General features: G+C 72.5%; 16 protein-coding genes and 1 tRNA gene. 11 read left to right on the top strand and 6 right to left on the bottom strand.

From position 1 onward, the window contains the following. Positions 1-58: 58 nt before the first annotated feature. Both ACWCO8_RS21295 and ACWCO8_RS21290 read right to left on the bottom strand, forming a co-directional pair. A complete protein-coding gene (locus tag ACWCO8_RS21295; protein ID WP_451033514.1) occupies positions 59-997 on the bottom strand; it encodes an RluA family pseudouridine synthase in 939 nt (312 codons plus the stop codon). Between the two features lie 47 nt (positions 998-1,044). Beyond that, positions 1,045-1,132: transfer RNA gene (locus ACWCO8_RS21290), tRNA-Leu, on the bottom strand. 209 nt (positions 1,133-1,341) lie between these two features. On the opposite strand from ACWCO8_RS21290, the gene ACWCO8_RS21285 reads away from it, so the two are divergent. From ACWCO8_RS21285 to ACWCO8_RS21275, 3 genes are all read left to right on the top strand, one after another. After that, entirely contained in the window at positions 1,342-2,667 is a 1,326-nt protein-coding gene (locus tag ACWCO8_RS21285; protein WP_362004387.1) for a M20/M25/M40 family metallo-hydrolase, read from the top strand. A 155-nt stretch (positions 2,668-2,822) separates the two neighbouring features. Next, positions 2,823-3,056, top strand: coding sequence for a chaplin ChpH (gene chpH, locus ACWCO8_RS21280; RefSeq protein WP_362004389.1), 234 nt, complete (start codon positions 2,823-2,825; stop codon positions 3,054-3,056). 155 nt (positions 3,057-3,211) lie between these two features. Beyond that, positions 3,212-4,054, top strand: a complete 843-nt coding sequence (locus ACWCO8_RS21275; RefSeq protein WP_451033513.1) for a chaplin — start codon at positions 3,212-3,214, stop codon at positions 4,052-4,054. Positions 4,055-4,104: 50 nt separating this feature from the next. On the opposite strand, the gene ACWCO8_RS21270 is transcribed toward ACWCO8_RS21275, so the two are convergent. Further along, positions 4,105-4,293 carry a DUF5703 family protein gene (locus ACWCO8_RS21270; RefSeq protein ID WP_362004395.1) on the bottom strand — a complete coding sequence of 63 codons (189 nt, stop codon included), beginning with the start codon at positions 4,291-4,293 and terminating at the stop codon, positions 4,105-4,107. 47 nt (positions 4,294-4,340) lie between these two features. On the opposite strand from ACWCO8_RS21270, the gene ACWCO8_RS21265 reads away from it, so the two are divergent. After that, on the top strand, positions 4,341-4,988 hold the full coding sequence (locus tag ACWCO8_RS21265; RefSeq protein ID WP_362004398.1) for a hypothetical protein: 648 nt from the start codon (positions 4,341-4,343) through the stop codon (positions 4,986-4,988). 61 nt (positions 4,989-5,049) lie between these two features. Here ACWCO8_RS21265 and ACWCO8_RS21260 read toward each other — a convergent pair whose 3' ends face one another. Both ACWCO8_RS21260 and ACWCO8_RS21255 read right to left on the bottom strand, forming a co-directional pair. Then, positions 5,050-7,221, bottom strand: coding sequence for a helix-hairpin-helix domain-containing protein (locus tag ACWCO8_RS21260; protein WP_451033512.1), 2,172 nt, complete (start codon positions 7,219-7,221; stop codon positions 5,050-5,052). Then, the gene (locus ACWCO8_RS21255; RefSeq protein ID WP_384509378.1) at positions 7,218-8,204 is read right to left on the bottom strand and encodes an aldo/keto reductase; all 987 of its coding nucleotides are present in this window, start codon (positions 8,202-8,204) and stop codon (positions 7,218-7,220) included. The genes ACWCO8_RS21260 and ACWCO8_RS21255 overlap by 4 nt, the downstream gene beginning before the upstream one ends. Positions 8,205-8,333: 129 nt before the next feature. On the opposite strand from ACWCO8_RS21255, the gene ACWCO8_RS21250 reads away from it, so the two are divergent. Together ACWCO8_RS21250 and ACWCO8_RS21245 are read left to right on the top strand one after the other, a co-directional pair. After that, positions 8,334-9,383: an LLM class F420-dependent oxidoreductase gene (locus ACWCO8_RS21250; protein WP_451033511.1), complete on the top strand. Its 1,050-nt coding sequence runs from the start codon at positions 8,334-8,336 to the stop codon at positions 9,381-9,383. Positions 9,384-9,596: 213 nt separating this feature from the next. Next, positions 9,597-10,382: a ferritin-like domain-containing protein gene (locus ACWCO8_RS21245; protein ID WP_451033510.1), complete on the top strand. Its 786-nt coding sequence runs from the start codon at positions 9,597-9,599 to the stop codon at positions 10,380-10,382. A 36-nt stretch (positions 10,383-10,418) separates the two neighbouring features. Here ACWCO8_RS21245 and ACWCO8_RS21240 read toward each other — a convergent pair whose 3' ends face one another. Beyond that, entirely contained in the window at positions 10,419-11,411 is a 993-nt protein-coding gene (locus tag ACWCO8_RS21240) for a magnesium and cobalt transport protein CorA (RefSeq protein WP_362004411.1), read from the bottom strand. Positions 11,412-11,485: 74 nt separating this feature from the next. On the opposite strand from ACWCO8_RS21240, the gene ACWCO8_RS21235 reads away from it, so the two are divergent. From ACWCO8_RS21235 to ACWCO8_RS21215, 5 genes are all read left to right on the top strand, one after another. Continuing rightward, positions 11,486-12,175 carry a histidine phosphatase family protein gene (locus ACWCO8_RS21235; protein ID WP_451033509.1) on the top strand — a complete coding sequence of 230 codons (690 nt, stop codon included), beginning with the start codon at positions 11,486-11,488 and terminating at the stop codon, positions 12,173-12,175. Between the two features lie 77 nt (positions 12,176-12,252). Further along, complete coding sequence (locus ACWCO8_RS21230; protein WP_362004417.1) at positions 12,253-12,843, top strand: DUF3090 domain-containing protein; 591 nt, start codon at positions 12,253-12,255, stop codon at positions 12,841-12,843. Next, positions 12,807-13,643 carry an SCO1664 family protein gene (locus ACWCO8_RS21225; RefSeq protein WP_451033508.1) on the top strand — a complete coding sequence of 279 codons (837 nt, stop codon included), beginning with the start codon at positions 12,807-12,809 and terminating at the stop codon, positions 13,641-13,643. The genes ACWCO8_RS21230 and ACWCO8_RS21225 overlap by 37 nt, the downstream gene beginning before the upstream one ends. 179 nt (positions 13,644-13,822) lie before the next feature. Next, a complete protein-coding gene (gene mshC / locus ACWCO8_RS21220; RefSeq protein ID WP_362004422.1) occupies positions 13,823-15,052 on the top strand; it encodes a cysteine--1-D-myo-inosityl 2-amino-2-deoxy-alpha-D-glucopyranoside ligase in 1,230 nt (409 codons plus the stop codon). A gap of 130 nt (positions 15,053-15,182) precedes the next feature. Continuing rightward, the gene (locus ACWCO8_RS21215) at positions 15,183-18,236 is read left to right on the top strand and encodes an NPCBM/NEW2 domain-containing protein (protein WP_451033507.1); all 3,054 of its coding nucleotides are present in this window, start codon (positions 15,183-15,185) and stop codon (positions 18,234-18,236) included. Positions 18,237-18,256 lie beyond the last annotated feature (20 nt).

Raw genomic sequence — 18,256 nt, 5'->3', positions numbered from 1 at the left:
GGCCTGCGGGGGTCTCCCGCGTCCAGGGCCTGTCCGGCGGATCAGGGTCGGACAGGCCCTACGCGTCCGTGTCCATCCCGTCGAGCCGCAGCCCGCTCTCGAAGCGCAGCTCCACCCCCGTCACCGGGTCGGTGAACTCGAGTACCCGCGCGAGCAGTTGCAGCGGCCGCGTGTAGTCCTCGGGGCCGTCCTCCCGGACCACCGGATAGACCGGGTCGTGCAGGATCGGCAGCCCCAGGCTGTCCATGTGCACCCGCAGCTGATGGGTCCGCCCGGTCATCGGCAGCAGCCGGTACCGACCGAGCCCGCCCCGCCGCTCGACCAGCTCGATCCGGCTCTCGCTGTTCGGCTCGCCCGGCTCCTCCCGCGCCGCGATCACCCCGCGCTCCTTGACGATCCGGCTCCGTACGGTCACCGGCAGCGCGACCCCGGGGTCGTACGCCGCCACCGCCTCGTACTCCTTGCCGACCAGCCGGTCCCGGAACAGCGTCTGGTACGCCCCCCGGTCCCCCGGCCGCACCACGAACAGCACGAGCCCCGCCGTCAGCCGGTCGAGCCGGTGCGCGGGCTGCAGCTCCGGCACCCCCAGCTCCCGCCGCAGCCGTGCGAGCGCGGTCTCGGTCACATGCCGCCCGCGCGGCATCGTCGCCAGGAAGTGCGGCTTGTCGACGACGACGATCCGCTCGTCCCGGTGCACGACCCCGATCTCGAACGGCACCCGCTCCTCGGCGGGGAAGTCCCGGTGGAACCAGAGGTACGTCCCCTCCGCGTACGGCTCGTCCTCGCCGACGGGCCGTCCGTCCGCGCGCACGAACCGCCCGTCCCGCACCATCTCCCGGACCCGGGCGTCCCCGACGGCCCCGCCGTACCGCTCCCGGAGGTACGCCCCGACGGTCGCCCAGCCCTCCTCGGCGGCCTCGGGCAGCCGCAGCCGCACGGGGTCGATCCCGTCCCGCTGCGGGAGCGGCGCGACCGGCCGCTTCGTTCTCCGTCCCATCGCCTCTCCAACGCGAGAAGGACCCCACATGACGTGGGGTCCTTCGCTGGTGTCCGAGGGGGGACTTGAACCCCCACGCCCGATAAAGGGCACTAGCACCTCAAGCTAGCGCGTCTGCCATTCCGCCACCCGGACAAGGTGTCTGTCTTTCCGGCCGCTCGGCCGTTCCGACGTGGAAAACCATAGCAAACATTGGAGGTGGTCGATCACCACCCCCGTTCGGGCCGAAACCGTGTGACGGGCGGATGTCGGCCGGCGGCCGCCCTTGGGCCCCGGGGGTTGGGCGCGCGAGGATGGGGGCGTCCACCAGCAAGCACGTGGGGCACGTAGTGGGAGGAAGCAGCGTGAGCGAGTCGAACACGGGCCGGAGCGTCACCGGCGAGGACGAGGTCGTCGACCTCTGTCGTGACCTCATCCGCATCGACACCAGCAACTACGGCGACCACTCCGGCCCGGGCGAGCGTGCGGCGGCGGAGTACGTCGCCGAGAAGCTCGCGGAGGTCGGTCTCGAGCCGAAGATCATCGAGTCGCACAAGGGGCGGGCTTCCACCGTCGCCCGGATCGAGGGCGAGGACCCGTCGCGGCCGGCCCTGCTCATCCACGGCCACACCGACGTCGTGCCGGCCAACGCCGAGGACTGGACCCACCACCCCTTCTCCGGCGAGGTCGCCGACGGCTGCGTCTGGGGCCGGGGCGCGGTCGACATGAAGGACATGGACGCGATGACCCTCGCGGTCGTCCGCGACCGGATGCGCAGCGGCCGCAAGCCCCCGCGCGACATCGTCCTGGCCTTCCTCGCCGACGAGGAGGCGGGCGGCACCTACGGCGCCCGGCACCTGGTCGACCACCACCGGGACCTCTTCGACGGGGTGACGGAGGCGATCGGCGAGGTCGGCGGCTTCTCCTTCACCGTCAACGAGAACCTGCGGCTCTATCTGGTCGAGACGGCCCAGAAGGGCATGCACTGGATGCGGCTGACCGTCGAGGGCACGGCCGGGCACGGCTCGATGACCAACAACGACAACGCCATCACGGAGCTCTGCGAGGCCGTGGGCCGCCTCGGCCGCCACCAGTGGCCGGTGAGGGTCACCAAGACCGTACGGTCCTTCCTGGACGAGCTCTCCGACGCGCTGGGCACCCCGCTCGACCCCGAGGACATGGAGGCGACGCTCGCCAAGCTGGGCGGCATCGCCAAGATGGTCGGCGCGACCCTGCGCAACTCCGCCGCCCCGACCATGCTCGGCGCCGGGTACAAGGTCAACGTCATCCCCGGCCAGGCCACGGCCCACGTCGACGGAAGGTTCCTGCCGGGCTACGAGCAGGAGTTCCTGGCCGACCTCGACCGGATCCTCGGCCCCCGGGTCAAGCGCGAGGACGTGCACGGGGACAAGGCCCTGGAGACCAGCTTCGACGGCGCCCTCGTGGACGCCATGCAGCTGGCCCTGCGCGCCGAGGACCCGATCGCCCGGGCGGTGCCGTACATGCTCTCCGGCGGCACCGACGCCAAGTCCTTCGACGACCTCGGCATCCGCTGCTTCGGCTTCGCGCCGCTCCAGCTGCCGCCGGAGCTGGACTTCGCCGGGATGTTCCACGGCGTGGACGAGCGAGTGCCGGTCGACGGGCTGAAGTTCGGCGTCCGTGTGCTCGACCGGTTCATCGACGCCTCCTGAACCGCATCTCGTTCACCTGTCTCCGATAATCGGCCGCACGTACGCCTTAGACCGGAAAGAGTGAATGCACTCATAGGCTCGTAGCCCCATTACTTCCCCCTCGTTACAGGTGGTGCGGTCCGCGGCTGGGATCGCATTGCCAACAAGGAGGAATAATGATCAAGAAGGTCGTCGCTGCTGCGGCTGCCACCGGCGGTCTCGTTCTCGCGGGTGCGGGCATGGCCGTTGCCGACTCGGGTGCCCAGGGTGCCGCCATCGGTTCCCCCGGCGTGCTCTCGGGCAACGTCGTCCAGGTGCCGGTCCACGTCCCGGTGAACGTGTGCGGCAACACGGTCTCCGTGATCGGGCTGCTGAACCCCACCTTCGGCAACACCTGCGTCAACGCCTGACGTTGTGCCTCGACCCGTGAGGGTCTGAGCCAGGCCGGCCCCGGAGTGCGTGCCATGCACTCCGGGGCCGGCGGGCATTCCGCCCCGGGCGTTCGGGCTCGGTGGCCCCTCTTCTGAAGCCAGAAGGCAGAAGCCGAAAAGGCAGGGAACAAGCTATGCGACAGGTCACACGCAAGGGCCTGATCACCGTTGCGGCCGCGGGCGGAGTCATCGCCCTCGGTGGTGGTTATGCGAATGCCGATTCGAGTGCGAACGGCGCGGCCTCGAATTCCCCGGGCGTCGCGTCCGGGAACACCGTCCAGGTTCCGGTGCACGCGCCGGTCAACGTCTGCGGAAACACCGTCAACGTCGTCGGTCTGATGAACCCGGCGTTCGGCAACAAGTGCGCCAACGTCTCCAAGCCGGGCACGGGCAAGCACCGCGGCTCCTCGGCCGAGGGCGGGACGAGCAACTCCCCGGGCGTCGCCTCCGGGAACACCATCCAGGTGCCGGTCGACGCCCCCGTGAACGCCTGCGGGAACAGCGTCTCGGTCGTCGGTGCCATCAACCCGGCGTTCGGCAACGAGTGCGGCAACGGCATCGAGCCCACGCACCCGGGCCACCCGGGAGAGCCGGGCAACCCGGGGAACCCCGGGAACCCGGGCGAGCCTGGAAACCCCGGCAACCCTGGTGAGCCGGGCAACCCGGGTGAGCCCGGCAACCCCGGTGAGCCGGGGAACCCCGGGAACCCTGGTGAGCCGGGCAACCCGGGCACGCCCGGCAACCCCGGTACGCCTGGCACGCCCGGCACCCCCGGCGGCCCGGGCGACTCCGGCGAGAACGTGACGCCGAACGGCCCGAACACGCCCGGTACGCACACGATCACGCAGCCCGAGGCGACCGAGGAGCTGGCGCAGACCGGTTCCGGTCCGCTCGGCGTGGCCGTCCCGGCCGGCGCCGCGATGCTGCTCGCCGGATCGGTGCTCTACCGCCGCTCCCGCCGGTCCGCGCAGGTCTAGAACCACCGCGTGACGCAGAGGGGCCCCGCACGGCGGGGCCCCTTCTCATGTCACCAGGTGGCGCGGACCTGACGGATGATGCGCCGGCGCAGCCGCACCCTGCGGCTGCCGTCCCGGTGCAGGACCAGGCGGTCCAACTCCCAGTGGCCGTACTCGGCATGGTCGGTCAGAAGCCGCGTCGCCTCCTTGCGGGAGACACCGCGCGGCACGTACACGTCGACAAATTCGTATTCCGGCATCGCATCTATTGTGCGGGCACAGGCCCGGTACGGATAGCGTGCGTCCCATGTCTGATGCTGCGCAGCCGACCGCTGCCGAGGTACGCGCCGCCGCCGAGGCGGTCAAAACCGCACTGGACCGTCACCTTGAGGCGGTCGAACGTCGTTCGGGGGACGACGACCCGGCCGTCTATGAAGCCTTCAACGCCCTTGCCGCGGCCGCCGAGGCCTACGACGAGCGGCTCTACGACCGTTACGACGAGGTCACCCCGTTCGAGATCCCGGGCGCCGACGACTCGCTCCCGCCCTACGCCGGACCGGAGGAGCCGCACGCCCTGAGCGTACTGATCCGTCGCGACTACGCCGTCGTCGAACCACAGCGGCTGCTCGCCCAGGCACAGCGCATCACCGATCTGGAGGGCGACGAGGACGGGTCGGACGCGGGCGCCGGCGCCGGTGTCAGCACGCACGCCGCGCTCGGTGTGCTCTTCGGGGAGTACGAACCGGACGAAATCGCCTCGCGGCACAAGGAGTTCGGCCTGGAGGAGGGCGACTCCACGCTCTGGGTCACGGCCGCGGAGGAGCTGCCCGAGGCGGGGGAGTGGCTGAACGCCCCCTTCGAGCAGGCCGATCCGGAGCGGATCGTCTGCCGCTTCGACGTCAGCGCCGTCTTCGACGACGAGCTGGACGACGACCTGGAGGAGCAGGACGCCTGAGGCGTACCGCGGAGCACGACGGAGGGCGGGGCACCGTGGGGTGCCCCGCCCCTCCGTCGTCTCAGTCCTCCGAGGCCGCCAACAGGGCCTCCAGAAGCGGCCTCAGCCGCGTCGTGCGCTCCGGGGGTACGCCCTCGGCCACCGCGCGGGGCAGGGCCTGGTCCACGCCGTGGACGACCGAGAGATGGCGCTCGCCCCGGCCGAACGCCGTGTACACCCAGGCCCGGTCGAGGCCCTGCGCCGCGTCGCCCGGCAGCACCACGACCGCGGCGGGCCAGCGCATCCCGGCGGCCTGGTGAGCCGTGAGCGCCCAGCCGTGCCGGAGCGCGGACTCCACCCGCTCCTTCGCTACGACGAGGGGCTCGCCCGCGCACTCCAGGCGCAGGCCCTCGGCGTCGGCGCCCACGACCGTCCCGGTCACCGTGCGCCCCGGGGCCGGCACGAAGGCCACGCGGTCGCCCGGATCGAAGCCGCCGAAGCGGCCGGGTCCGGGGTTGAGCCGCTCCTTGAGCGCCCCGTTGAGTGCGCGCGTGCCCGCCGAGCCGCCGTGACCGACCGTGATCACCTGGGTCTCCCCGGCCGGCACGTCGAACGCGCGGGGGATCGAGTCGGCGACGAGCTGGACCGTGCGGTGGACCGCCTCGCCCGCGTCCCGGACCGGGACGATCACGACCTCCTTGCCGGGCGCCTCCACCTGGTTCAGCTCGCCGATGCCGATGCCCGAGACCAGCTCGCCGATCGGGCCGGGGTCGGGGAGGCGGGAGGCGACCGTCGGGCACACCCGGGCCGCCAGCACATCGCCGAAGACCCGGCCGGCGCCCGCGGAGCCGAGGACACCGGGGTCCCCGCTGAGCACGAGACGGCAGCCGTCGGGCAGGGACTCGACGAGCGTGGTCGCGCTCTCGACGTCCAGCTGGGGCGCGTCCAGGACCACCAGCAGGTCCAGGGCCAGGGAGCCCTCCTCGTCCCGGCCGGGACCGGCGGCGCCGGACACCAGGGCGGTGACCGTCACCGCCTCCGCGCCGAGGCGCTCGACCCCGTTCTCGCTGTGCGCGGCCACGGCGACCCGCAGGCCCCGCTCCCGGGCGGCCTCGGCGAGCGCGACCGGCTCGCTGCGGGCCGCCTCGCCCCCGGTGTGCAGGACCAGACCGTGCGCGCCGGCCGCGCGGACCAGCTCGGGGCCCTCCCAGACCTCCGCGGAGACGGTCTTGACCAGCCGGGCCAGACCGTCGGCGAGGCTCTCCTCGGCCATGGCGTACCGGTCGAGCCCCAGGAGGGCCGGCAGGTCGGGCTCCTCGGCCTCGGGCGACTCGGCGCGCTCGCCGCCCTCGGGGCCTTCGGCGTCGGCCCCTTCCTCGTCCTCGTACTCCTCGGGGGCCTGCTCCTCCTGGAAGAGCAGCACGGCTCCCTCGGCGGCCGCCGTCCGGATCGCCTCGTCCGGGTCGGACACGGAAAGGCCGGTGAGCCCGGTCCGTACGGCGGTGTCCTCCAGGGCCGTGTGGCCCTTCAGCGCGGCCCGTTCGAGCAGCCAGGCGACCAGGGCGACCGCCCGGCGGGGGTCGTCGGGCCCGCACTCCGCGCCGAGCAGGGCCCGGGCGAAGCCGTCGGCGTGCTCGGGCCGCACTCCGGGCACGGTGAGCAGTTGCCACGGGTCCTCCCGCAACGCCTCCGCGGCGCCCTCGCCCAGGGTGGCGGCGACCTGGCCGGTCAGCGACTCCGGCGCCCCACCGCGCGCGAGGACCTCTCGCACGGCCGCCAGCGTCTCCGGGGCGGCCACGGGCGCCGGCCCCGCGGGGGCGGCCGGGACGGGCGTGGCGGGCCCCGGGACGGGCGCGGTGCGGCGCGGCTCGGGAGAGGGCGCGGAGGCGGGTGCGGGCTGCGGTGCCTCGAAGAACGTGCTGCCCGACTTCGTACCGCTCTCCACCGCTCGTACCGCCGCGAGCAGATCGGCCGCCGTGCCGCTCAGCTTCGCGCCCGCTTCCACGGGCGCCGCCTTCTCGGCCTTGCGCTGCTCGATCCGGGCCCGCAGCTCCCGCTGCGCGGCCAGCTCCGCCTGCGCCTCGGACACCTCGGCGGCCTTCGCCTCCCCGTCGGCGCCCGTGTCGGCACTCCCGTCGGCACCCGTCGTCCCGCCCTCGGCGGTCTCCGGGGCCTGCTCGGCCGCGGCCTCGTCGGTCTCGCCCGGCTCGGGCTCGGTGGCCTCGGGCGGGGTCTCCCGCGAAGGCTCGGTCACAAGGTGCTCCAGTCCTGGTCCGGATAGCGGTGCACGGGCGCCGACACATCGTCGAGCGCCCGGCAGATCTCGTCAGGAAGACTAAGGCTCTCCACTGACAGAGCGGCCGTGAGCTGCTGCGCGTTGCGCGCGCCGACCACCGGGGCGGTCACGCCGGGCCGGTCGCGGACCCAGGCGAGCGCCACCTGGAGCGGGGTCGTCGCCAGGCCGTCCGCCGCCGTGGCGACCGCGTCGACGATCCGGCTCGCGGCCTCGTCGAGATACGGCTCCACGAACGGGGCCATGGTCTCCGAACCGCCCCGCGAGTCCGTCGGCGTGCCCGTGCGGTACTTGCCCGTCAGCACCCCGCGCCCCAGCGGCGAGGACGGCAGGAGGCCTATGCCCAGGTCCAGGGCCGCGGGCAGCACCTCCCGCTCGACGCCCCGCTGGAGCAGCGAGTACTCCATCTGGGTCGCCGCCAGCCGGGTCCGCCCCGCACCGGCCGCGCCGAGCTGCCAGGTGCCGGCCTTCGCGAGCTGCCACCCGCAGAAGTTGGACACCCCCACGTACCGCGCGCGGCCGCTGCTCACGGCGATGTCCAGCGCCTGGAGGGACTCCTCCAGCGGGGTGTGCGGATCGAAGGCGTGCAGCTGCCACAGGTCCACGTGGTCCGTGCCGAGCCGGGCCAGGGACGCGTCGAGCGCCGCCAGCAGATGCCCGCGCGAACCGTCCATCCGCCGGTACGGGTCGGGCACGCTGCCGGCCTTGGTGGAGATGACCAGATCCCGCCGCGGAACCAGCCGCTCCATGAGCTGCCCGAGCACGTACTCGGCCTCACCCCCGCCGTACACGTCCGCCGTGTCCACGAGCGTGCCGCCCGCGTCCCAGAACGCCTTCAACTGGTCGGCGGCGTCGTGCTCGTCGGTGTCCCGGCCCCAGGTGAGGGTGCCGAGCCCGAGCCGGGACACGCGCAGGCCGGTACGTCCGAGATGCCTCTGCTCCATGGGCGCGAGATTACTGGCCAAGACCCCACGCGGAGAGAGCCTGTGGACAACCTCCCCCTGACGGATCCGTGACCCGCGCGCTAGAGTCCGGCCCAAGGGACGTTACTGATCGGTAAAGAGGGTGTGGTCATGAGGCTCGGCATCAACCTCGGCTACTGGGGCGCGGGCATGGACGGCGACAATCTCGCCGTCGCCCAGGAGGCGGACCGCCTCGGCTACGACGTCTGCTGGGCCGCCGAGGCCTATGGCTCCGACGCGCCCACGGTGCTCTCCTGGGTGGCCGCCAAGACCGAGCGGATCGACGTCGGCTCGGCGATCATGCAGATCCCGGCGCGCCAGCCCGCGATGACGGCGATGACCGCCGCCACCCTCGACTCGCTCTCCGGCGGCCGGTTCCGCCTCGGCCTCGGGGTGTCGGGCCCGCAGGTCTCCGAGGGCTGGTACGGCGTCAAGTTCGACAAGCCGCTGGCCCGCACCCGCGAGTACGTCGAGATCGTCCGCAAGGCCATGTCGCGCGAGCGGCTCACGTACGAGGGCGAGCACTGGACGCTCCCGCTGCCGGAAGGCCCCGGCAAGCCCATCAAGCTCACCGTCCACCCGCAGCGCGAGCACATCCCGCTCTACATCGCCGCGATCGGCCCGAAGAACCTGGAGCAGACCGGCGAGATCGCCGACGGCGCGCTGCTGATCTTCCCCTCCGCCGAGCACCTGGAGGAGACGGCGCTGCGCCCGCTGCGCGCGGGCCGCGAGAAGGCGGGCCTGACGATGGAGGGCTTCGACGTCCACCCCACCCTCCCGATCGCCCTCGGTGACGACATCGACGCCCTGGCCGACATCTTCCGCCCGTACACCGCCCTGTACGTCGGCGGCATGGGCAGCCGGAAGCAGAATTTCTACAACCAGCTGGCCCAGCGCATGGGCTACGAGAAGCAGGCCGCCGAGATCCAGGACAAGTACCTGTCGGGCGACAAGACGGGCGCCGCGGCCGCCGTCCCGCGCCAGCTGATCGACCAGACCACGCTGCTGGGTTCCGTGGACCGGATCGCCGACCGGATGAAGGCCTACGCGGAGGCCGGTGTCACGACCCTGACCCTGGCCCCGGCCGGCTTCACCCTCGACGAGAGGCTGGCGGCGCTGCGGGCGGGCACCGAGGCCCTGGAGCACGCGGGCCTGGCCTAGCCGGAAAGTCTGCGGCCGTGGTGGGGGCTCGGGGGGTCTTCCCCGCCACGGCCGTCATGCAGCACAACGCTCCACGGGGCGCACGGTTACTGGCGGAACGCTCCTTCTTTCAGCCGAACGGCCCGCCCCTCCTGTTGCCCACCCGGCCGTACCGCACTTGACTCGTTCTCTGCGGACGTGCGGCGTGCGGACGCCCGCATGGAGGTGGCTGCAATGCTCACGGCCAAGAGCCTGTTCCAGGAAATCATCGACAACGACGAGTCCTTCCAGCTCTTCTGCTCCATCGCCGCCAGCGGCGAGTCCCAGGGAGGCTGGGAGAACGCGCGGATCGCGGCCCTCGTCGCCCCCGGCATGCGGGACCTGGCCCCGAAGATCACCCGGCACGGCGCCGACGAGGACAAACACGGCCGGATCTTCAACGCGTTGCTGAAGAAGCGCGGCCTCGAACCGGTACCGGTGCCGCCCGACACCGACTACACGATGCTCCTGGAACAGGGCGGCATCGGCCTCGCCCACGACAAGCTCCGCCGGGACGAGCCGCTGAGCGAGGAGGACATCATCGTCTACCTCGCGCACAGCCGGGTCACCGAGCAGCGGGCCGCCGACCAGATGGACATGCTGGTCACGTACTTCGGGAGCCATCCCGAGCTCGGCAAGGCCATCCACATGATCGACAACGACGAGGCGAACCATCTCGCGTACTGCCACGAGGAGCTGCTGCGCCTCGCGTACGCCGGGCACGGCCGGCTCATCCAGCGCACCCTGCGCGAGTCGGCGCTCGCCGAGATCAAGGTCTACCGCGACGTCAGCCTCGCCGTGATGAGCCACATGGGCCGCATCCTGAAGTGGCCGAAGGCCAAGGCGAGCGCGCTCGCCACCGGGATCCACGGCATGTACGGGTACGAACGGCTCGCCGGCTGGCACAAGATGGTCGACCTCAAGATGCCGGAGCGCCGGGACGCCCTGGGCGGCCCCGCGACCCCGGCCCCCGCGTTCTAGAACGGCCGGACCGGATGCGCGCCGGGGCCGCGGGGACTACAGCCAGCCCCGGCGCTTGAACAGCCGGTAGAGGCCCAGTTCGATGCCGATCAGGATGAGGATCAGGGCCGGATAGGACCAGGTCCACGTCAGTTCCGGCATGTGCTCGAAGTTCATGCCGTAGATCCCCGCGACCATCGTGGGGACCGCGGCCATGGCGGCCCACGCCGAGATCTTCCGCACGTCGTCGTTCTGCCGCACGCCCATCTGCGCCAGGTGCGCCGCAAGGACGTCCGAGAGCAGCCGGTCGAGCCCCTCCACCTGCTCGTTGGCGCGGATGAGGTGGTCGCTGACGTCGCGGAAGAAGGGCTGCGAGCCCTCGTGCACGAACGGCACGTCCCCGGCCGCGAGACGGGCCATCGGGCCGGCGAGCGGCCCGGTGCCGCGCCGGAACTCCAGGACCTGCCGCTTGGCCGTGTAGATCCGCTCCGCCGTGTTCGACGGGCCCACGCCCACCGGGGCGAACACGTCCGCCTCCAGCTCCTCCAGGTCGACCTGGAGTTCACCGGCGACGTCGATGTAGTGGTCCACGACCGCGTCACTGACCGCGTACAGGACGGCCGTCGGACCGTGCCTCAGGACGTCGGGCTCGGCCTCCAGACGGCGCCGTACGGCCGCCAGCGGCGCGCCCTCGCCGTGCCGGACGGTGACCACGAAGGAGTCGCCCACGAACAGCATCAGCTCGTCCAGGGAGACCCGGTCGCTCTCCGGTTCGTACACGACGGGCTTGAGGACGACGAAGAGCGAATCGTCGAAGATCTCCAGCTTGGGGCGCTGATGGGCCTTCAGGGCGTCCTCGACGGCCAGCGGATGGAGGGCGAACTCGTCGGAGACATGGTCGAACTCGGCCTCCGTCGGCTCGTAGAGCCCGACCCAGAGGAAGGCGTTCCCGGTCGCCCGCGCCTCTGCCAGGGCGTCGGACAGGTCCGCGGGGCCGTCCGTGCGGCGCCCGTCCCGGTAGATGGCAGAGTCCACAATCACGCGCCGCATTCTCCCCCGTACAAGGCCCGCCCGCACCCGCGGACACCCCGCACGCGCGCGTGCGTAGGCCTACTCTTGCCGCCATGGCCACGCTTCTTCTCGTCCGGCACGGACGCTCCACCGCCAATACCTCCGGGGTCCTCGCCGGGCGGCTGCCCGGGGTCGCGCTCGACGAGCGGGGGCTCGCGCAGGCCGCCGCGCTGCCCGGGCGGCTCGACGGGGTGCCGCTCGCGGCCGTCGTCACCAGCCCGCTCCAGCGCTGCCGCGAGACCCTGCGGCCCCTTCTGGACGCCCGGCCCGGGCTGCCGCTCCACACCGAGGAGCGGATCAGCGAGTGCGACTACGGCGACTGGTCGGGCCGCAAGCTCGCCGAACTGGCCGACGAGCCCCTCATGCAGGTCGTCCAGGCCCACGCCTCCGCCGCCGCCTTCCCCGGCGGCGAGTCGATGCGCGCCATGCAGGCCCGCGCCGTCGACGCCGTACGGGACTGGAACGCGCGCGTGGAGGCCGAACACGGCGAGGACGCCGTCTACGCCATGTGCTCCCACGGCGACATCATCAAGTCGATCGTCGCCGACGCCCTCGGCATGCACCTGGACCTCTTCCAGCGCATCCACGTCGACCCGTGCTCCGTCACCGTCATCCGCTACACCCGGCTGCGCCCCTTCCTCGTACGCCTCGGCGACACCGGCGACTTCGCGGCCCTCGCGCCCAAGGCGAGCGCCGACCCGAACGGGGCCGCCGAGGTCGGGGGCGGTGCGGGCGCACCGTGATCCATCCGCGCAGTAGGGTGGACGGGCCGCTGTAGCGCGGGCCTCCATCACTGCCGAGACCCAAGGGAGTCAGGGACGTGTCCCGTCAGGTGTTCCTCTACGACCCACCGGAGCGTTTCGTGGCCGGCACGGTCGGGCTGCCTGGCCGCCGTACGTTCTTCCTGCAGGCGTCCGCGGCCGGCCGGGTCACCAGCGTGGCCCTGGAGAAGACCCAGGTCGCCGCGCTCGCCGAACGCATCGACGAACTCCTCGACGAGGTGGTCCGCCGCACCGGCGGCAACGCGCCCGTCCCGGCCGTCGCGCCGACCGACATCGCCGACACCGCGCCCCTCGACGTGCCCGTCGAGGAGGAGTTCCGGGTCGGGACCATGGCGCTCGCCTGGGACGGCGAGGAGCAGCGCATGATCGTCGAGGCGCAGGCGCTGGTCGAACTCGAGGCCGAGTCCGAGGAGGACCTCGCCGCCGCCGAGGAACGGCTGCTCCAGGACGAGGAGAACGGGCCGCCGATGCTGCGCGTCCGCCTCACCGGGGCGCAGGCCAGGGCCTTCGCCAAGCGCGCCCTCGACGTGGTCAACGCCGGCCGCCCGCCGTGCCCGCTGTGCAGCCTGCCGCTCGACCCCGAGGGCCATGTGTGCCCCCGCCAGAACGGATACCGACGCGGAGCATGAGCGGCCTCGACAACCGGGCGGTCGTCGACCTGCTCACCAAGGGCGAGCTGACCGTGCGCGGCCAGGTCCGCGAGGCCTCCAACGCGGTGCTCGTCTGTGCCGTCTCCCTCGACGGCGCCGAGGCCGAGTGCGTCTACAAGCCCGTCGCCGGCGAGCAGCCCCTCTGGGACTTCCCCGACGGCACCCTGGCCCAGCGCGAGGTCGCGGCCTACGAGCTCTCCGAGGCCACCGGCTGGGGCCTCGTGCCGCCCACGGTGCTGCGGGACGGCCCGTACGGCGAGGGCATGGTCCAGCTGTGGATCGACGCCGACCCGGGCGCGAGCCTGCTGGCCCTCACCGAGGACGAGGAGGCGGGGGAGGGGTGGAAGGCCGTCGGGCCCGCCCAGGTCGGCGAGGACCGCACCGCCCTGCTCGTCCACGCCGACCGCCCCGAATTGCGCCGGCTCGCCGTCCTGGACGCCGTCATCAACAACGGTGACCGCAAGGGCGGGCACCTGCTGCCCGCGCCGGACGGCCGCCTCTACGGCATCGACCACGGGGTGACCTTCCACGTGGACGACAAGCTGCGGACGCTGCTGTGGGGCTGGGCGGGCGAGGAGCTGCCCGCCGAGGCCACCGCGGTCCTGGAGCGGCTCGACGGCTCCCTCGCCCCCGGGACGCCGCTCGCCACCCGACTGGCGGAGCTGCTCACGGCCGCCGAGGTGGACGCCCTGCGCCGCCGTGTCAGCGCCCTGCGCACCACCGGCCGCCACCCGGAGCCCTCCGGGCAGTGGCCGGCGATCCCCTGGCCGCCGGTCTGACCTCCGGGCGCCCGCGCCGCCCTGGGCTCCGTCCGACCGATCGAATCCGGCCAAGCCCCTCCGAGGGCCGTACCCCCCAGGGGGTATGCATGAACGGCCGCGAGCTGCAAGAGCGCCTCGTCGGCCAAGATCCCGCATCCGGTTCGTATCCGGAACGAGTGTCCGGTTACGCTCAGGTCATGCATGCCTGGCCCGCTTCTGAGGTCCCCGCCCTGCCCGGCAAGGGCCGCGACCTCCGGATCCACGACACCGCGACCGGTGGCCGAGTGACCCTCGCCCCCGGTCCCGTCGCCCGTATCTACGTCTGCGGCATCACGCCGTACGACGCGACCCACATGGGTCACGCGGCGACCTACAACGCGTTCGACCTCGTTCAGCGCGTGTGGCTCGACACCAAGCGGCAGGTTCACTACGTCCAGAACGTCACCGACGTCGACGATCCGCTCCTGGAGCGCGCGATCCGCGACGGCGTCGACTGGGTCGGCCTCGCCGAGCGCGAGACCGCCCTCTTCCGCGAGGACATGACCGCCCTGCGGATGCTGCCCCCGCAGCACTACATCGGCGCGGTCGAGGCCATACCCGGCATCGTGCCGCTCGTCGAGCGGCTCCGGGACTCCGGCGCGGCCTACGAACTCGACGGCGACATCTACTTCTCCGTCGAGGCCGACCCGCACTTCGGGCAGGTGTCGAACTACGACACCGAGCTGATGCGCCACCTGTCCGCCGAGCGCGGCGGCGACCCGGACCGCCCGGGCAAGAAGAACGCGCTCGACCCGATGCTCTGGATGGCGGCCCGCGAGGGCGAGCCGAGCTGGGACGGCGGCAGCCTCGGCCCCGGCCGCCCCGGCTGGCACATCGAGTGCGTCGCGATCGCCCTCGACCACCTCGGCATGAGCTTCGACGTCCAGGGCGGCGGCTCCGACCTGATCTTCCCGCACCACGAGATGGGCGCCTCCCACGCGCAGGCGCTGACCGGCGAGTTCCCCATGGCCAAGGCGTACGTGCACGCCGGCATGGTCGCCCTCGACGGCGAGAAGATGTCCAAGTCCAAGGGCAACCTGGTCTTCGTCTCGGCGCTCCGCCGCCAGGGCGTCGACCCGGCCGCCATCCGGCTCTCGCTCCTCTCGCACCACTACCGCGCCGACTGGGAGTGGACCGACCAGGTCCTCCAGGACGCCGTGGACCGCCTGGACCGGTGGCGCGCCGCCGTCTCCCGCCCCGACGGCCCGTCCGCCGACGCGCTGGTCGAGGAGGTCCGCGAGGCGCTCGCCGACGACCTCGACGCGCCGGCCGCGCTCGCCGCGGTCGACCGGTGGGCCGAGCGGCAGCACGCCGAGGGCGGTACGGACGAGTCCGCGCCCGGTCTCGTCTCCCGCACCGTGGACGCCCTGCTCGGAGTGGCCCTGTAGCTCCCGCCGTACAACTGCCTTGACGCGAACCGCCCTTGGACTTCTCACGAAGTCCGGGGGCGGTTCCGTTTTGTCCTGGCCCTGATGCTCGTTTCTGCGCTAAATACCCTCCATGCAATCAACATTGCGCATGAAGGCTGCATTGGCCGGCGCCGTGCTCGGGCTCCTCGCGGTGCTCGCGGGCCCCGGCAGCGCCCAGTCCGCGGAGCCGTCCGCCGACGAGCCGACACCGACCACCGTCGGGGACGTCACCGGCTTCCAGGCCGACGGCGCCGTCTACCGGCTGACCGCCGGCAGCGCCCAGGCCCGCGTCAGCTTCGTCACCGACGAGACCTTCCGCATCGAACTGGCCCCCGACGGCACGTTCACCGACCCCACCGGACAGGACATCGTCCAGTCGCAGGGCGCGCCGCCCCCGACCCGCTGGCGCGACCGCGGCGACCGCTACGAACTCACCTCCGCGAAGGTGACCCTGCGGGCCTACAAGTCGCCGCTCCGCTTCGCCGCGTACCGCGCCGACGGCACCCCGCTCTGGTCCGAGACCACCGGTCTCAGCTGGACCCAGGAGCGCACCACCCAGTCCCTGGCCCGCGGCGCCGACGAGCAGTTCTACGGCGCCGGGATGCAGAACGGGCGCGGCAACACCTCGCACCGCGGCAAGACCGTCGAGGTCGGCGTCGACTACAACTGGAACGACGGCGGCCACCCCAACTCCGTGCCGTTCTACCTCTCCTCGGCCGGCTACGGCGTCTACCGCAACACCTACGCCCCCAACACCTACGCCTTCGGCGAGCCCGTCACCACCAGCGCGAAGGAACAGCGCTTCGACGCCTACTACTTCACGGGCTCCGGCTCCGACGCGCTCAAGGACGTCATCGGCCAGTACACGAACCTGACCGGCAAACCGTTCCTGCCGCCCGTCTACGGTCTGGAGATCGGCGACGCCGACTGCTACCTCCACAACGCCAACCGGGGCGAGCGCCACACCCTCGACGCCCTGAAGGTCGCCGACGGCTACGTCCAGAACGACATGCCCAACGGCTGGATGCTCGTCAACGACGGCTACGGCTGCGGCTACGAGGACCTCGCCGAGACCGCCGACGGCCTCAAGGACCGCGGCATGCAGCTCGGGCTGTGGACCGAGGACGGCCTCGACAAGCTCGGCGAGCAGGTCAAGGCCGGTCAGCGGGTCGCCAAGCTCGACGTCGCATGGGTCGGCCCCGGCTACAAGTTCGCCCTCGACGGCTGCAAGGACGCCTACGCCGGCATCGAGGCGCACAGCGACGCCCGCGGCTTCACCTGGGCCCCCGAGAGCTGGTCCGGCGCCCAGCGCTGCGGCGTGCAGTGGTCCGGCGACCAGTCCGGCACCTGGGAGTACATCCGCTGGCAGATCCCCACTTACGCGGGCGCCTCCATGTCCGGACTCGCGTACACCACCGGCGACGTCGACGGCATCTTCGGCGGCAGCGCCAAGACGTACACCCGCGACCTGCAGTGGAAGATGTTCCTGCCGGTCACCATGACCATGGACGGCTGGGCCGCCGACGACAAGCAGCCCTTCCGCTACGGCGAGCCGTACACCTCGATCAACCGCGACTACCTGAAGCTCCACGAGTCGCTGCTGCCCTACATCTACTCGCACGCCCACCGCGCCACCAAGACCGGCGTCGGCCTCGCCCGGCCGCTCGTCCTGGAGTACCCGAACGACCCCAGGGCGGCCTCGGACACGGCCAAGTACGAGTTCCTCAGCGGAGAGGACTTCCTCGTCGCCCCCGTCTACCAGGACGCCACCGAACGCGACGGCATCTACCTGCCCGAGGGCACCTGGATCGACTACTGGAGCGGCCGCACCTATCAGGGCCCGCTCACCGTCGACGACTACAGCGCCCCGCTCGACACCCTGCCGCTCTTCGTCCGGGCCGGCGCCACCGTCCCGATGTGGCCCGGCGGCATCCGCTCGTACACCGAACGCACCCCCGGCTCCGCGCTCGCCTGGGACATCTACCCGCAGGGCACCTCGTCCTTCGAGCTGTACGAGGACGACGGCGTCACCCGCGCCCACCGCACCGGCCAGTACGCCACCCAGACCGCCGAGGTCCGCGCGCCGCAGCGCGGGGCGGGCGACGTGACCGTACGGATCGGCGCGAGCAAGGGCTCCTTCGCGGGCAAGTCCACCGCCCGGCCCTACCAGTTCACCGTCCACACCGGCGACGCCCCGAGCGGGGTCTCCCTCGGCGGGCGCGAACTGCCCCGCCTCACCTCCAAGGCCGCCTACGAGGCCGCGGGCCAGGGCTGGTGGTACGACCGCGACGACCGCGGGGGAGTGGTGAAGGTCAAGACTCCCGCCCAGCGCACCGACCGCGCCTTCACCCTCGAACTGGAGGACACCAGCGCGGTCGGCGGAGCCGTCCCGGGCGCCGCGGCCACCGCCGCCGTCCCGGCCGGACAGGAGCTGGGCGCGGGCGCGCCCGGCACCGTCGCCGTCGACGTGACGGCGGGCACCAGGGACGCCACCGGCGTCGAGGTCTCGCTCACGGCCCCCGCCGGCTGGCAGGTCACCCCGGCCGCCCCGGTCGCCCGTATCCCGGCGGGCACCACGAAGCGGGTCGAGGTCTCCGTCACCCCGGCCAAGGACGCGAAGCCGGGCGAGGCCACGCTCACCGCGAGCGTCCGCCACCGCGCCGCCAACCAGGACCGCACGGCCGTCCAGCGGTTCGCCGTCGGGGTGATGCCCGAGCCGCCCTCGGCCGACGTCTGGGCGAGCGACCTGACCTGGCTGAGGTCCACCAACGGCTGGGGACCGCCCGAACGCGACCGCTCCAACGGCGAGTCGGGCGCGAGCGACGGCCGGACTCTGACCCTCGCGGGCACGACCTACGAGAAGGGCATCGGCGCCCACGCCGACTCCGACATCGAGGTCTACCTCGGCGGCCGCTGCACCGCCTTCACCGCCGACGTCGGCATCGACGACGAGATCAACGGCTACGGCGAGGTGGCGTTCTCGGTCGAGGCGGACGGCAAGGTCCTGTGGACCTCACCGAAGCTGACCGGAGCCTCGGCGACGCTGCCCGTCCAGGTGGACGTCACCGGAGCCCGGCACGTCCGGCTGCGGATCACCGACACCAACGGCTCCAAGAGCGGTGACCACGGAGACTGGGCGGCCGCCCGCTTCGACTGCGCCTGACGGCCGAGCGGGAACGCGAA

It is taken from the genome of Streptomyces sp. NPDC001927 (assembly GCF_053594455.1).
The sequence above is the reverse complement of the archived record's forward strand: the minus strand, read 5'-3'. Positions and strand labels throughout refer to the sequence as shown.